This window comes from Clostridium sp. DL1XJH146 (assembly GCF_054819755.1).
The window spans coordinates 26,011-42,356 of the sequence record NZ_JBTVVN010000023.1 but is presented as its reverse complement, the minus strand read 5'-3'; the positions used below and the strand labels follow the sequence as shown (position 1 = coordinate 42,356).

General features: G+C 30.6%; 14 protein-coding genes and 1 riboswitch. Of the genes, 12 read left to right on the top strand and 2 right to left on the bottom strand.

Annotated elements, in window-relative coordinates:
* Positions 1 to 21: 21 nt before the first annotated feature.
* Positions 22 to 1,647 (top strand): chaperonin GroEL, encoded by a 1,626-nt coding sequence (groL, locus tag ACVHXK_RS11925; RefSeq protein WP_461206622.1) that lies wholly within the window; start codon positions 22 to 24, stop codon positions 1,645 to 1,647.
* A gap of 157 nt (positions 1,648 to 1,804) precedes the next feature.
* On the opposite strand, the gene ACVHXK_RS11920 is transcribed toward groL, so the two are convergent.
* Positions 1,805 to 3,550, bottom strand: coding sequence for an EAL domain-containing protein (locus ACVHXK_RS11920; protein WP_461206621.1), 1,746 nt, complete (start codon positions 3,548 to 3,550; stop codon positions 1,805 to 1,807).
* A 482-nt stretch (positions 3,551 to 4,032) separates the two neighbouring features.
* Positions 4,033 to 4,128: riboswitch (purine riboswitch) on the top strand.
* A gap of 104 nt (positions 4,129 to 4,232) precedes the next feature.
* Here ACVHXK_RS11920 and guaB point away from each other — a divergent pair.
* The 10 genes from guaB to ACVHXK_RS11870 all read left to right on the top strand — a co-directional run bounded on the left by guaB (position 4,233) and on the right by ACVHXK_RS11870 (position 14,794).
* Positions 4,233 to 5,687, top strand: a complete 1,455-nt coding sequence (guaB, locus tag ACVHXK_RS11915) for an IMP dehydrogenase (RefSeq protein ID WP_461206620.1) — start codon at positions 4,233 to 4,235, stop codon at positions 5,685 to 5,687.
* A 311-nt stretch (positions 5,688 to 5,998) separates the two neighbouring features.
* Positions 5,999 to 7,531 (top strand): glutamine-hydrolyzing GMP synthase, encoded by a 1,533-nt coding sequence (gene guaA / locus ACVHXK_RS11910; RefSeq protein ID WP_461206619.1) that lies wholly within the window; start codon positions 5,999 to 6,001, stop codon positions 7,529 to 7,531.
* A 238-nt stretch (positions 7,532 to 7,769) separates the two neighbouring features.
* Complete coding sequence (locus ACVHXK_RS11905; protein WP_461206618.1) at positions 7,770 to 8,087, top strand: response regulator transcription factor; 318 nt, start codon at positions 7,770 to 7,772, stop codon at positions 8,085 to 8,087.
* Positions 8,088 to 8,241: 154 nt separating this feature from the next.
* Positions 8,242 to 8,541: a hypothetical protein gene (locus ACVHXK_RS11900; RefSeq protein WP_461206617.1), complete on the top strand. Its 300-nt coding sequence runs from the start codon at positions 8,242 to 8,244 to the stop codon at positions 8,539 to 8,541.
* A 122-nt stretch (positions 8,542 to 8,663) separates the two neighbouring features.
* Positions 8,664 to 8,873, top strand: coding sequence for an ATP-binding protein (locus ACVHXK_RS11895; protein ID WP_461206616.1), 210 nt, complete (start codon positions 8,664 to 8,666; stop codon positions 8,871 to 8,873).
* 213 nt (positions 8,874 to 9,086) lie between these two features.
* Complete coding sequence (locus tag ACVHXK_RS11890) at positions 9,087 to 11,252, top strand: PAS domain S-box protein (protein WP_461206615.1); 2,166 nt, start codon at positions 9,087 to 9,089, stop codon at positions 11,250 to 11,252.
* A gap of 221 nt (positions 11,253 to 11,473) precedes the next feature.
* Complete coding sequence (locus tag ACVHXK_RS11885) at positions 11,474 to 12,307, top strand: ABC transporter substrate-binding protein (protein WP_461206614.1); 834 nt, start codon at positions 11,474 to 11,476, stop codon at positions 12,305 to 12,307.
* Between the two features lie 151 nt (positions 12,308 to 12,458).
* Positions 12,459 to 13,334: an amino acid ABC transporter permease gene (locus ACVHXK_RS11880; RefSeq protein WP_461206613.1), complete on the top strand. Its 876-nt coding sequence runs from the start codon at positions 12,459 to 12,461 to the stop codon at positions 13,332 to 13,334.
* The gene (locus ACVHXK_RS11875; RefSeq protein WP_461206612.1) at positions 13,331 to 14,041 is read left to right on the top strand and encodes an amino acid ABC transporter ATP-binding protein; all 711 of its coding nucleotides are present in this window, start codon (positions 13,331 to 13,333) and stop codon (positions 14,039 to 14,041) included. The genes ACVHXK_RS11880 and ACVHXK_RS11875 overlap by 4 nt, the downstream gene beginning before the upstream one ends.
* A gap of 12 nt (positions 14,042 to 14,053) precedes the next feature.
* Positions 14,054 to 14,794 carry a 4Fe-4S binding protein gene (locus ACVHXK_RS11870; protein WP_461206611.1) on the top strand — a complete coding sequence of 247 codons (741 nt, stop codon included), beginning with the start codon at positions 14,054 to 14,056 and terminating at the stop codon, positions 14,792 to 14,794.
* A gap of 92 nt (positions 14,795 to 14,886) precedes the next feature.
* On the opposite strand, the gene ACVHXK_RS11865 is transcribed toward ACVHXK_RS11870, so the two are convergent.
* Positions 14,887 to 15,216, bottom strand: a complete 330-nt coding sequence (locus ACVHXK_RS11865; RefSeq protein WP_461206610.1) for a winged helix-turn-helix transcriptional regulator — start codon at positions 15,214 to 15,216, stop codon at positions 14,887 to 14,889.
* Between the two features lie 208 nt (positions 15,217 to 15,424).
* Between ACVHXK_RS11865 and ACVHXK_RS11860 the strand changes: the two genes are divergently transcribed.
* Positions 15,425 to 16,330, top strand: coding sequence for an SIR2 family NAD-dependent protein deacylase (locus tag ACVHXK_RS11860; protein WP_461206641.1), 906 nt, complete (start codon positions 15,425 to 15,427; stop codon positions 16,328 to 16,330).
* The last annotated feature ends 16 nt before the right edge of the window (positions 16,331 to 16,346 follow it).

The window sequence follows — 16,346 nt, the reverse complement described above, 5'->3', positions numbered from 1 at the left end:
TTAATTGAGGAGGAATTGAAAATGGCTAAAAGCATTAAATTTGGTGAAGACGCTAGAAGATCTATGCAAGTTGGTGTTGATACACTAGCTAATACTGTAAAAGTTACATTAGGACCAAAAGGTAGAAATGTTGTTTTAGACAAAAAATTTGGAGCACCATTAATTACTAATGATGGTGTTAGTATTGCAAGAGAAATAGAGTTAGAAGATCCATATGAAAATATGGGAGCTCAATTAGTTAAAGAAGTTGCCACTAAAACTAATGATGTAGCTGGTGACGGTACTACAACTGCAACATTACTTGCTCAAGCTATTATAAGAGAAGGTTTGAAGAATGTTACAGCTGGTGCTAATCCAATGCTTATAAGACAAGGAATTATGATGGCTGTAGAAAAAGCTGTTGGAGAAATTAAGAATATTTCTAAACCAGTTAATGGCAAAGAAGATATTGCAAGGGTTGCTGCAATTTCAGCTTCTGACGAAACTATAGGTAAATTAATTGCTGATGCTATGGAAAAAGTAGGTAATGAAGGTGTTATTACTGTAGAAGAATCAAAATCTATGATAACTGAATTAGACGTAGTTGAAGGAATGCAATTTGATAGAGGTTATATAAGTCCATACATGGTAACTGATACTGAGAAAATGGAAGCTTCTTTAGATAATGCAGTGATTTTGCTTACAGACAAGAAGGTTAGTAATTTCCAAGATTTATTGCCATTATTAGAGCAAATAGTTCAATCAGGCAAGAAGTTATTAATAATTGCTGAAGATGTTGAAGGAGACGCTTTAGCTAATATTATTGTAAATAGAATCAGAGGTACTTTTGTATCAGTAGCTGTTAAAGCCCCTGGTTTTGGCGACAGAAGAAAAGAAATGTTAAAGGATATTGCAATATTAACAGGCGGAGAAGTTATCTCAGAAGAAGTAGGATTAGAATTAAAAGACGTTACTATGGATATGCTTGGTACTGCAGATAGTATAAAAATAACAAAAGAGACAACTACTATTGTTAATGGTAAGGGAAATAAAGGAGCTATTTCTGATAGAGTTGGACAAATAAGAAATCAAATAGAGGCTTCTACTTCTGAATTTGACAAAGAAAAATTGCAAGAAAGACTTGCTAAATTGTCTGGTGGTGTTGCAGTAATTAAAGTGGGTGCTGCTACAGAAACAGAAATGAAAGAAAGAAAATTAAGAATAGAAGATGCTTTAGCTGCTACAAAAGCTGCTGTAGAAGAAGGAATTGTTCCAGGTGGTGGTACTGCTTATGTAAATACTATTCCTGTTGTGGAAGAATTAGATTCTGATGAAGCAGATGTTAAAGTAGGTATTGAAATAATTAAGAGAGCTTTAGAAGAACCAGTAAGACAAATAGCTGATAATGCTGGATTAGAAGGTTCAGTGATCATAGAAAAAGTTAAAAACAGTAAAGTAGGTATAGGTTTTGACGCTCGTCGTGAAGAATATGTAAATATGATCGAAAGAGGAATTGTTGACCCAACTAAGGTAACAAGATCAGCTCTTCAAAATGCCGCTTCAGTTGCCGCAACATTCTTAACAACTGAATGTGTTGTTGCTGACATTCCTGAGAAAGAATCACCAATGCCAGGTGGACCAGGAATGGGAATGGATGGAATGTATTAATCGAAATAGAAAAAAGCTTTTGCATATTGCAAGAGCTTTTTTATTATTAGAAACTTATAATATGTTAACTTTTTGATGAAATAAGATTTTTCATTATTATTCGAAATTTTTAAAATTAATGGCAGACTTTCTCCAATTTCACATTAGATATAGTTCATCACATATTTTTTATTATATATGCACTTTTCTTTACTTTTTTCACCTCTTTTTTTATATGGCTCATTTCTTGAGAAATTTCTTGAGCATTGATGTAATTTGAAAAAAATCCACATAGTACCGATATGGATATGGTTGTTAAAGGCATTTTTATTAAGTCACCATTTCTATTAGTAGATTTATAATATTTATTCGCTATATCTTCATTGGTAAAGAAATTAACTATACTAGTATCAAAATACGTAATTAATGATTCACAAAAATTATTAACTTTTTCAATTTCATAAGGAAAAATAACTATGAAATCATCGCCACCGATGTGCCCTGAAAATTGAGTGTCTATGAATAACTCATTCAGTTTATTTTGAATAGCTGTTGCTGTGAATATAATGATATCATCACCAATTTCGAAACCATAAGTGTCATTAAAAGATTTGAAATTATCAATATCTATATACAAAACAGCATGCTTAACGTTAGACAGAATTAATTTATTTAAGTGATTTTCAATAAGATTATTACCAGGTAATCCTGTAAGTGGATTTAATTCTTTGGCAATAGACCTTTCTACTTCAGTTTTGTATAGTAATAGATTTTTAATAGTAACGAGACCACAATAGTAATTGTCTTTAGTTACTATTACACAATCGTAGATATGGTTAGAACTTCTTTCCATTGCAAGTTGTGCTACTTCATTTATATCAGAATAAAAGTCTACGATTAATGGTCTCTTATCCATAAGCAAAGATATTGGTCTTTCAGAAAATACAGAATATCCGTATTTCATTGCTAATTTACTGTCTAATGTGCTTTTCATAACTAAACCAACAGGAAGTTTGTTCTCGATTATTGTAACCCCCTTGGTTTCAGTCATAACAAGATATTCCTGGATTTCTTTACATAGCGTTTTTGATTCAAAAACTTTTATATTCTCTGATAGTTCTCCGATATATAATTTTCTTTTATTATGGTCAAGTACATCAACGTTGTTACATTTTTTTATATAAAGCTGGATATTTTCTTTTATACAGTGAATATTAGGACTAGGTTTTTGTATGAAATAACCTTGACCATAATCAACACCTAATTTTATTAGATGATATAATTCTTCTTTCGTTTCTATTCCTTCGGCAATAGTTTTCATATTAGTTGAATTGCAAAAGGATACTAGAGATTTTATTAAGGCGCTTTTTATAGAGTCTTTATGAATATTTCTGATTAAGTCCATATCTATTTTAACAAAATGAGGTTTAGTTTTTGATAGAGTTTTCAAACCTGAATAACCAGCTCCAACATCGTCTAATGCTATTCTGTAGCCTTGATTTTTATAATTAATTATTACTTTATTAAAGCTGCAATAATCATCAATTGCAGTCCTTTCAGTTATTTCAAATATAATTAATTCAGGGGATATATTATGGTTTATTAAATATTCTTTAGTAAATCCTTCAATGAAAGATTTATCATTTATAATTAAAGGATCTACATTTAGAAATAGAAATTCAGATAAGTTTAATTCTTTGTATTTTTCTAATGTTTTTATTCTGCATAGTGATTCTAAATCCCATAGCCTTTTATTTTGTTTTGCATAAGAAAAGAGAATTTCAGGGTTTTGAATAGATGAATCAGAACATGTCCTTGATAAGGCTTCATATCCGAAAGTATTTCCGTTTTTTAAAGATACTATTGGTTGTAAAACAATATTTATTTTTTTGTTTTCTATAATATTATTTAATTCCTTAATCATAAATAGAAGGCTCCTTTTGAACTATAGTATAATTATTTATTTATATGTAAAGAGATTAAGAGATTGTGCATAGGTAAATAAAGTTTTTAGCTGTATATATTTAGTATACTAAAAAAATAAGAGGAATTATATTTAGATATGTTAAGTGTATGTTAATTTGTAAATTGGCACAGGGAATATAATTTTCATAAAGAAAGAGGTTATTTGTTATTAATATTTATGAAAAAAACCAGAAAAGCATATAAAACCATATATGCAACTAAAAAAGCATTTTGAATTATAAAATGAATTTTATAATTCAAAAAAAATAATACTATTGCTTTATTCAAAGATAAAAATTAGATATTAAGTTAAAAAACTCTATGAATTATAGAAATGCAGTGTATGCAAAAGCTATTATTAAAAAAAATATGCAAGATTTTTATCAAATCTCAGAAATATCGATTGACAAAATTAGTGTTTTAAAATAGAATATTAAATAATATAAATACGAAGTAATCACTTGTATATACCTTGAATTGGCAAGGAGTATCTACCAGAAACCGTAATTTCTGACTATAAGTGAAATTTTTGCTATAGCATTAATTTCATTTATTGGGATTGGTGTTTTTTTGTTGTATTTAGGAAAATTCAAAAAAGTAAAGAGAATTATAATAATAGGAAACGAAAGGATGGGTTAACTATGGCTATAATATGGAAACAAGCATATACCTTTGATGATGTATTATTGGTACCTAACAAATCGGAGGTTTTGCCAAATGATGTTACTTTAAAAACTAAACTTACTAAGAAAATCTCATTGAGTATACCACTTATGAGTGCGAGCATGGATACAGTTACAGGCTCTAGAATGGCAATAGCTATGGCTAGAGAAGGTGGTATTGGTATTATCCATAAAAATATGAGCATAGATAGACAAGCAGCAGAAGTAGACAGAGTTAAAAGACAAGAAAATGGCGTTATTACAAATCCTTTTTCGTTAGCTCCTGACAATTCCATTAAAGAAGCACTACAACTTATGAAAAGATTTAGAATATCTGGAGTTCCTGTATGTATTGAGGGCAAATTAGTAGGTATAATTACAAATAGAGATATAATATTTGAAACAGATTATTCAAGAAGAATAGATAGTGTAATGACTAAAGATAATCTTGTTACGGCTTCTGAACATACAACTTTAGATGAAGCTAAAAACATATTGAAAGAACATAGAATAGAAAAACTTCCTTTGGTAGATGAAGATTTTATGTTAAAAGGATTAATAACAATAAAAGATATTGAAAAAGTTAGAAAATTCCCAAATGCAGCAAAAGACTCAAGAGGAAGATTGCTTTGTGGTGCTGCAGTAGGTGTAACAGGGGATATGATGGAGAGAGTAGATGCACTAGTAAAAGTTGAAGTAGATGTGATTACTATTGATACTGCACATGGTCATTCATTTGGAGTTATAAATGCAGTAAGATTAGTTAAAGAAAAATATCCGGAACTTCAAGTAATAGCTGGAAATATTGCAACTGCTGAAGCAACTAAAGAGCTTATTGAAGCAGGAGCAGATTGCGTGAAGGTAGGAATCGGACCTGGATCTATTTGTACAACTAGAGTTGTAGCTGGAGTAGGGGTTCCTCAACTTACAGCAGTTATGGATTGTGTAGAGGAAGCTAATAAATACGGAATACCAGTTATTGCAGATGGCGGTGTTAAGTATTCAGGAGATGTAGTTAAAGCTTTAGCAGCAGGAGCAAAAGTTGTTATGATGGGTTCATTACTTGCTGGTTGTGAAGAAGCTCCTGGTGAGAAGGAAATTTACCAAGGGAGAAGCTATAAAGTATACAGAGGAATGGGTTCATTAGCAGCAATGGCTGATGGAAGTAAAGATAGATATTTCCAAGAAAATAATAAAAAATTAGTTCCTGAAGGTGTAGAAGGAAGAGTTCCATATAAGGGCGAAGTTGCAGATACTTTATTCCAACTTATGGGTGGTATTAGATCTGGCATGGGATATTTAGGAGCTCCTACTTTAGAAGATTTATTCCAAAATGCTAGATTTGTTACTCAAACAGCATCAGGACTAAGAGAAAGTCATCCTCATGATATTTCAATTACTAAAGAGGCACCTAATTATAGTGTGAATGCGTAGAAGATACAATGCACGATGCACAATGCACAATGCACAATTAAGGATGATTTTGCTTGCGCAAAATCTGTAAATTAATAAAAACGAATAAAAATATAAAAACAAATTAAAATAAATGAAGAACAAATAAAAATTAATAGAAATAGATAAAAAATAATTTACTTGTTGTTTGTTATTAGTGGATATTGATTTATAATAGAATTTGTAGGTTAGATGTATTATATGAAAAATGGAGCGTAAAGTTCCATTTTTCATTGCTAGGAAAATTAAGATTAAATAATTAGGAAACAAAATTTTGTCATACGGAGGCACATATGAAAAACGAATTAGTTTTGGTTATAGATTTTGGTGGACAGTATAATCAGCTTATAGCAAGAAGGGTAAGAGAACATAATGTTTATTGTGAAATTCTACCTTATGATGTAGAAATAGAAAGGATTAAAGAAAAGAATCCTAAAGGTATAATATTCACAGGGGGACCTAGTTCTGTTTATGGTGAAGGAACGCCTAAAATAGATGAAGAGATTTTTGAATTAGATATTCCTATTTTGGGTATTTGCTATGGTCATCAATTTGCAGCATATGCTTTAGGTGGTAAAGTAGAGAGTCCTGATATAAGAGAGTACGGAAAAAAAGAAGTTGAATTAAATGTAGATTCATTATTATTTGAAGGTTTAAAAGAAAAAGACCAATCTTGGATGAGTCATACTGATTATGTGTCAGAGGTTCCAGAAAACTTTAAAATTATAGCTAAAACTGACCAATGTCCTGTAGCAGCTATGGCAAATGAAGATAAGAAAATCTATGGTGTTCAGTTCCACCCAGAAGTTGAACATACTTTATTTGGACAAAAAATGTTAGGAAATTTCTTATTTAGAATATGTGAATTAAAAGGTGATTGGTCAATGTCGTCTTTTGCAGAAGAGAAGATAGAACAGATTAAAAAATTAGTTGGAGATAAAAAAGTACTTTGTGCTTTATCAGGTGGAGTAGATTCATCTGTAGCAGCTGTTTTGGTGCACAAAGCTATAGGTAAAAATCTTACTTGTGTTTTCGTTGATCATGGTTTACTTAGAAAAGATGAAGGCGATCAAGTGGAAACAATATTTAAAAAACAATTTGATATGAATTTAATTAGAGTAAATGCTCAAGATAGATTTTTAGGAAAACTTAAAGGTGTAAGTGACCCAGAGAAGAAAAGAAAAATAATAGGTGAAGAGTTCATAAGATTATTTGAAGAAGAAGCAAATAAACTAGGAGAAATTGATTACCTAGTTCAAGGTACAATTTATCCAGATGTAGTTGAAAGTGGAACAAAAACTTCAGCTACAATTAAGAGTCACCACAATGTAGGTGGACTTCCAGAAGATATGGATTTTGAACTTATTGAGCCTTTGAGAGAATTGTTTAAAGATGAAGTAAGAGCTGTAGGAGAAGAAGTTGGCATTCCACATAAATTAGTATGGAGACAGCCGTTCCCAGGTCCAGGATTGGCTATAAGAGTCCTTGGAGAGATTACTGATGAGAAACTAGAATTAGTAAGAGAAGCAGATGCAATATTTAGAGATGAAATTGCGTTGGCTGGTTTAGACGAAGCTATTTGGCAATACTTTGCATGTCTACCAAACATCCAATCAGTTGGAGTTATGGGTGACGAAAGAACATACTGCCACACAGTGGCTTTAAGAGCTGTAACATCTTCAGATGCAATGACTTCTGATTGGGCAAGAATCCCTTATGAAGTTCTTGACCAAGTATCAAGAAGAATAGTAAATGAAGTTAAAGGTGTAAATAGAATAGTTTATGATATAACTAGTAAACCACCTTCTACTATTGAGTGGGAATAAAGCTGGAATATATGTAAGGGAATCTCCAAAATAGGTTCCCTTTTTTAACGTTCAATTTTATTTTCTACAAACGATATTTTGAGCGTGCAATTTAAGAGAGCCGCAACCGCTGTCTTACATTAGAAGATTCTAAAGAAGCCTTATTAATCACAATTAGTTTTGGTTTTAGGTTTATTTTAGGTTCGTAGACTATTGTGTATTTAAGGCAAGAAATACATAGGGTATTTCAAAAAGCTTAATGATTATAAGAATGCGAACAAGAAGAATTAAAGACCCAGTTGAAGGCCTTGATAGAGGGGCGGATGATTGTTTGACGAAGTCTTTTGCCGTTGATGAGCTTTTTGCTAGAATAAGAACGATGACACGCAGAAAAAGTGACGGAAGAGCGGAGAAGCATATTGTATTAGGGAATGTTAAACTTGACCTAGTTAATAGTAAGATTTTTTTAGAAGGTGGAAGTGAGTTTCTTGGCAATAAGGAATTCCAGATGATGGAGTTTTTTATAAACAATAAAGAATATTTTGTTTCGGCAGATGGGCTGGTTGAGCGTATTTAGGGATATGACAATGATGTGGATATGTCGGTTGTAAGGGTTAATATTTCTGATTTACGAAAAAGCTTAGAAAAATCGGTGCAAATACTCAGATAAATCGGTGCAAATACTCAGATAAATGCCAAAAGAAATACTGGGTATAGGTTGGTGTTAATTGATGATTAAAAAAATGGAAAGACGGTTTACAATTGTAGCGATATCAGTGATAAGTTTGGTATTGTTTTTTCTTGTATTAGCAGTTCAGATGATTAGCAGTCAGGTTAATATTAGAAAGGCTGATGTTATTCTTAGTTCGATTGCTGAAGAAAGTTCGGATGTGATTTTGGGCAATATGGGATTTATGGATAGGGATTCGATTAGGACTTTTTCAGTTATGATTTCTAAGAAAGGTAATTCTGAGAACTTTGAAACTAGAGTAATGGATTTTGTTGAAGAAGATGTTGCTATGGCTATGTAAAGGATGCTGTTTATGGGTTTGAACCGGCATTGGTTGCTTATGGTAAGGAATTACAGACTGATATTGCAGAAGGGATTAGAATTGATGGGGATTATGATGCCATTTAGAAGCTTATGTCCATATTGCTGGATAATTCATTAAACTATATTGATGAAGGTAGTCACAGTGAGTATTTTGAAAGATTTTACAGAGTGGATAAATCTAGAAATAGTAAGACTGGTGGCTTTGGTATTGGGCTGGAGGTTGATAAGTCTATTGTTGAGCAGCATAATGGGATAATTGACGCTTATAGTCCGGATTGTGGGAGGATTGTTTTTAAAATTGAGGTTTAGGTTGGCAGGCAAAAAGCAATAAAAAGTCAAAAAAAATAGAAGATTTGTTAAAAAACAATAAAAAAATACAATATATAGTGTGTTTTTATTTGGATTTGAATAATGTGTGTGATATAATAAAAAATATATAGATAATGTAAAATGAGATAATAATGACCTTTTAATAAAATTGAAAATATAATAAAAATATTAGAAAGATTGGAGGGTATTGACATGGCTGAAAACTACAAAGAAATAATAGATAATATAGCAGATGTGATATACATTTATAATATAAAGAAAAATAAATGGACATATATGAGTGCATCAATTTTATATTTAACAGGATTCACAATTGATGAAGTAATCAAGAAAAACATTCAAGAGTTATTAACTTATGATTCAATGAGTGATTACTTGAAAAAGAAAATGATTACAGTCAAAGAATTCGAAGAAGATAGATCTAAAAATGTCAATACTTTTGTATATAAGTTGATTTGTAAAGATGGCAATAGTATTTGGGTTGAGATGTTAGAGAAATACAAGTACAATGCTAACGGTGATTTAGAAGCATTTGGTACGATGAAAAATTGTGAAAAAAGAAAAAATGCTGAGGAAAGTATTTCTAGAAGTGAAAAAAGATTTAGAGAGCTATTTGATAGAGCACCACTTGGTTATCAATCACTGAATAGTGATGGTAAATTTATTACAGTAAATGAACAATGGTGTAATATACTTGGATATAAAAAAGAGGAGGTAATCGGCAAGAGGTTTAGTGATTTTTTGTCACCGAATTACCAAGAAAAATTTAAAGTTAGATTCCCATTATTTAAATCTAAAGGATATATTCACAGTGAATTTGAAATGTATCATAAGAATGGAGAAAGAATATTCATCGCTTTTGACGGTAAAATAGGCGTAGATGAAAGTGATAATTTCAAACAAACCCATTGCATCTTAAAAGACATTACTACTGAGAAAAGATTGGAGAATGAGTTAGCACAGAATAGAGATTTATTAAATTCATTGCTGGATAATACTACGGATGCGATATATATTAAGGATATAGAAGGTAAATATTTGCTTATTAATAAAGCCGGTGAAAAACTAATGGGCAAATCTTCAACAGAAATTATTGGTAAAGATGACGCATCTATAATCACATTTAAAGAGGAAAAAGCAATAGTGGAAACTGACAGACAAGTACTTGAAAGCTATAGCACTATTACTTTTGAAGAACAAATTACTAATAAAAAAGGTGAGTTAATTACTTTTTTAAGTACAAAAGGTCCAGTTTTCAATACAAATAATGAACTTATAGGATTGTTTGGAATAGCAAGAGATATTTCTGAACGCAAAAAAGCTGAACAAAAATTAATTCATCTTAGCTATTATGATCAACTCACAGGTTTGCATAATCGGAGATTTTACGAAGAGGAATTAGCTAGACTTAACGATAACAAAAATTTGCCAATAGCCTTAATAATGGCAGATGTAAATGGTTTAAAATTTACAAATGATGCTTTTGGACACCAAGAAGGTGATTTTCTACTTAAAACAATTGGAGAAATACTTAAAAGAGAGTGTCCTTCTGATGAAATGATTTTTAGAATTGGCGGAGATGAATTTGTAATCATTCTACCTAAGACTACAGCTATAGAGGCTAAAAGTCTAATTGATAGAATTAATACAGTCGTTATGAATACATTGTCATTAAAAGTTATATCTTCACTATCAATTGGATATGCTTTAAAAGAAAATCCATCCGATAATATGAATGACGTGTTTAAAGAAGCAGAAAATGATATGTATAGACAAAAACTTACAGAGAAATTGAGCAGTAGAAGCAAGACAATAGATTTAATGATGAATTCATTATATGAAAAAAACAACAGGGAAATGCTTCACTCGAATAGAGTAGCTTCAATATGTGAAGTAATTGCAATGAATATGAATTTTGATCAAATAGAGATTAAACAGATTAGAACTGCAGGACTTGTACATGATATTGGTAAAATAGGTATTAGAAACACTATTTTGGATAAAACAGAAAAACTTAATACTGATGAATGGGAAGAAATCAAAAAACATTGTGAAGTAGGGTTTAGAATACTTAATACTGTAGATGAGTTTTCGGAAATAGCTAAGTACGTACTATCTCATCAAGAGAGATGGGATGGGAAAGGGTATCCTCAAGGGCTCAAAGGAAAAGAAATACCAATACAATCAAGAATTATTGCAGTGGCTGATGCATTTGATGCAATGTCTTCCGACAGGCCATATCGTTTGGCTATGAATAAAGAGGATGCAATTTTAGAGCTTAAGAAATGCGCAGGAGAACAATTTGATTCGGATATAGTAGATATATTTGTAGAAAAAGTAATAGAAAAATTAGGGTAATTTTATATGATTAGAAGGCTTTTCAACATTAGTTGAAAAGCTTTTTTGTTTCTCCGTATTTAACAGGTAAAAGGTATTAATAAGATACTAGATATCCATTAGAAACTATACCACTTTTAAGTGCCTTCTTCACTGATATTACTACTTATAGTAATATGAAAGTGTAATTAGTAGGGCTATTATAGAATAAATAAAATTGATAAAGGCAGGAGAAAAATAGTATGAAAAAATTAACGTCAATTGTATTAATGGGGTTATTAACGATTTCTTTGTTAGCAGGATGCAGTGCATATAATAATAGTGATGAGAATGTCTTAAAGGTAGGTATAGACTTAAAGTATCCTCCATTTATGTATCTTGATGATGATGGAAATCCAGCTGGATTGGAAACTGATTTAGCTTATGCTCTTGGAGAATATATCGGTCAGGAAGTGGAAATAGTAAATACAGACTTTCCAATGTTGATTCCTTCGTTGGAAACTGGAGAAACAGATATAATAATTAGTGACATGACTGTAAATGAGGAAAGAAAAGAAAAAGTTGATTTTTCGGAAGGGTATCGTTATGGAAGAACTTTAGCTTTAGTAAATAAGGAATTTTATGATAAAAATAATATTTCAGATGATATGACAGCAGATGATTTTTTTAATTTAGAGGGAATGAATGCAATAGGTCTATCAGGTACTATCTCAGTTAGTATTCCACAAAACTATGGGGTGGAGGTAACTGAAGTTACAGAAATCGCATCCGGTATAATGGAAGTAACATCTGGCAATTACAATGTTTTAGTAGGAGCTAATACAGTTATTGGTGATCATGCTGCAAACAAAGAAACAACAGAAATATATTTTGGAATTCCAGAATATTTTACTTCAGCATTTGCAGTTAAAAAAGGAAATACAGAATTATTAGAAAAAGCAAATGAATTTATAGCTACACTTTATGAAGACGGCGGCTTATATGAAGAGCTTGCAGATAAATACGATGATGAAGTTGGAGAATTTCTTAAAGATGAATCACTAGGTCTTGAATATATTGTTAATAAACCGGAATAATAGATTTTAAAAAATATAAAACAGCAGAAAAAAAATTCTGCTGTTTTAATTGCTTGAAAGTTAATGAATTAATAAAGTCAGTAGATACTAATATAGAGAAATCAGCCCCAGAAGAAGCTTGCATTCAACATAATTGAGAACGGAGGTTTAAATGGAGATTTATAGGAAAGACATACATAAAAATGGGAAGATAAAATCGGAGAATTCTTCAGAACAAAATCATCCAAGTTCAAATACAGAGCTAGTAGATCATAATAAGGATAGTATTAAAAGTACAAATAAAAAGAATAGAGTTAGAGGTAGTAATTTGATTCAAAAAATATTAGCTTACGCTATTGTAATTATAGGATTTGGAATTATTTTATGTTCGGCAACTGATAACTTGAGATATGATTTAATACTAAAAGAAAGAAATTTACTCCTCAGTGCTTTATATACAACTTTGTGGGTAAGTATGGTAACGTTAATAATTAGTATGGTAACGGGTTTTATGTTTTATATATGTATGAACAGTAAGAATGTATTTCTAAAAACATTTACTAATTTAATGAAAGAAATAGTTATGGGTACACCATTATTAGTTATGATATTTTTAGTTGTTTATGTTTTAGGAATAAGAGTAGGTGTAAATGATAAGTTATCACTTGGAATAATGGCTCTAACTTTTTATATGACCCCATATATTGCTAATGCTTATGAGACTGCTAGTGCAGTAGTTGATGAAGATCAATATATGGTAATGGATTTGTATCATTTTAATGGATGGCAAAAATATAGATATATAATTATTCCGCAAATGATTAAGCCTTTAATTCCATCTGTGATAAATAATTTATCTAGTATAATTAAAGGATCAGCTCTACTAAAGATAGTATCTGTTTCGGAAATATCTTATATAATAACTGTTATTTCAAATAAAAGCTATGCTGCAATTGAAGGTTATTTAGTAATGTGGGTTATGTATTTAATTGTCACAATACCACTTTCATTACTTGCTAGTTATGTTGGAAGGAGATACTCAGTATGAAAATAGAACTTAAAAATGTTCATAAACTATATGATGAAAAGTTAATATTAAAAAACTTGAATATAAATATTTCAAATATAACTGCTTTAGGAATTATTGGAGAATCAGGTTGTGGAAAGTCAACACTTTTGCGTCAGCTATCAGGAATAGAAGAGATTAGTGAAGGCAAAATCACAGTGAATGATGTTATATTAGAAGAAAAAAGCTTAAAAGAATATCATGAAAAAATAGGATATGTATTTCAAAAGCACAATCTGTTTCCGCATTTATCAATAAGGGAAAATATTTTATTGATATTAGAAAAGATAAAGAAGATGGATAAAGAAGAGGCTCAAAAAAGATGTAATGAAGTATTACAAGAATTTCATCTTACTGATATAGCAAATCAAAATCCTAACAAGGTATCAGGGGGACAGGCTCAAAGAGCGTCAATAGCAAGAGCCTTTGCTACAAATCCAGAGTTGATATTTTTAGATGAACCAACTGCAGCACTAGACCCAATTCTTACAAAAGAAGTTTTAGATTCAGTAAAAATACTGAAAGATAAGGGCAGTGAATTTATATTTGTTACTCATGAAATGGAGTTTTTAAAAAAATTTGCTGATTATTTTATATTTATGGATAAGGGCGAAATTGTGGAATACGGATATATGGATATTTTAAAAAATCCATCAACTGAAAAATTAAAAAAATTTATTAAACAATAGGAGAGAAAAATTATGTTAAATACAAAGGAAATATTCGAAAAATTTGAAAAACTAAGTGCATATACTTTTGCAACTTTGGATGGGGAATATCCTGAAACGAGGATAGCTCACTTTTTGACTTATGATGATGAAGGATTGTATTTTCAAACTATGAAAGTAAAGCCTTTTTATCGTCAATTAAAAGAAACAAATAAACTTGCGGCATGCTCACTAGTTGCAGATAGCGTAGCAGCGGTTCATGATGAAAATGGACTACCAGACTTTCCAGAGGGCTTTTTTATTAAGGTAAGTGGTGATGTTCGAGAATTATCATTAGAAGAATTGACAAAAAAAGCAGAAAAGCATTCGAAGTTTGTACCATTAATGAATGATATAGAGAGATACCCAACTATGACAACTTTTGTATTGTACAAATATAAAGGTGAATTATATGATTATGATTTTGAAAAGAAAAATCGTGACCATAAATTAGAACGCCAACGTTTTTCTTTTGGGGGTATGGAGCAAATAGACCCTGGATTTATAATTGATAAAGATAAATGTATAGCTTGTGATAGCTGCTTTAAAGTTTGTACTTTTAATGCAATTATACCTGGAGAAAAGTATTCAATAAATAGCAATCGTTGCGATGAATGTGGCTCTTGTTACACTGTATGTCCAGTCAATGCTGTTATAGCAAAAACACCAATGGAAGAAGAAGATAGAAAAGAAACAGGGAAGAAGATACGAAAATATATGAGCAATAAAAAATAATAATTAACAATTAGCAATTTGCAATTAGTAATTACGAATGAAAATCAACATCAATTGCAAATTGACCATTGGTAATTATCTTTCGAAAAGTATTATAGTGCATTTTTTTCTTTAAATTCTGCACCCCAAATAGCCATAGAATCCAGTATTGGTTTTAAGCTGCGACCAGTATCTGTTAAAGAATATTCAACTTTGGGTGGAATGACAGGGTATATTTTTCTTGTAAGTAATCCATCCTTCTCCATATCTCTAAGTTGACTAGTAAGAACCTTTTGGGTTATACCTGAAACTGAGCGCATTAATTCATTGAAACGCATAGTTCCATTCATTAAATCCCTTATGATTAAAACTTTCCACTTATTGCCTATAAGTAATAATGTTGTCGCTACAGGACAATCAGGCATTTTTTTAGCAGTAGTCATAAATGAACCTCCTATATATTTTGATTGTATAGTTGAAAATAAATTATAAGGCTATTATATACTAAAAGGCTATTATATACTATAAGGAATTAGGCTATGTTTAGGGTAATGATGATATTTAGGTTGTTTAATTTGTATAAAAGAGTATATGATGTAGTGAACTGTGAACTGTGAACTGTAAAAGGGTTGGAGGTTAATTAAATTGGAAATGAAAAATGTATTTCAGAAAAAAGATAAAAGAATTGATGAGGATATTAATATTGAAAATACAATTAGTAACAGTGGAGATAAGTACGAAAGAATAAAAAACTTAATCAAAGAAGCTGATGCTGTAGTAATTGGTGCAGGTGCTGGTTTTTCAACTGCTGCAGGGTTAGAATATAGTGGAGATAGATTTACTGATAATTTTAAAAAATTCATTGATAAATATGGAATGACAGATATGTATTCAGCAGCATTTTATCCTTTTAATACTCAAGAAGAAAAATGGGGGTATTGGAGCAAACATATTTTAATGAATAGATATCAGTTCAAGGAAAATGGTGTATATAAAAAATTTAAAGAATTAGTTGCAGATAAAGAGTATTTTGTTTTAACAACTAATGTGGATCATCTATTTTATAAAGCTGGTTTTGATGAGAGTAGAATTTTTGCAACACAAGGGGATTATGGCTTGTTTCAATGTTCTAAGGCATGCCATAATAAATTATATAGCAATGAGGATATAGTTTATGAAATGATTGAAAAGGAAAAGGATTGTAGAATACCTTCAGAATTGGTACCTAAGTGTCCTGTTTGTGGTGAAAATATGGCAGTTAATGTCCGGGCAGATGATTCTTTTGTCCAAGATGAAAATTGGGATAAAGCATTGGATAATTATAAGAAGTTTTTATCAAATCATAAAAAAGAAAAAGTTGTATTTATAGAATTAGGTGTAGGGATGAATACTCCTGTAATAATAAAATATCCATTTTGGCAAATGACTAATTTATGGGAAGGGGCTAGCTTTGTTTGTATAAACAAAGGAATGGCTTATGCTCCAGATGAAATTATGCCTAAATCAATTTGTGTGGATGCCGAGATTAGTATTGCTATAAATAAAATACTAGAGTAAATAGATGGGAGAAAAT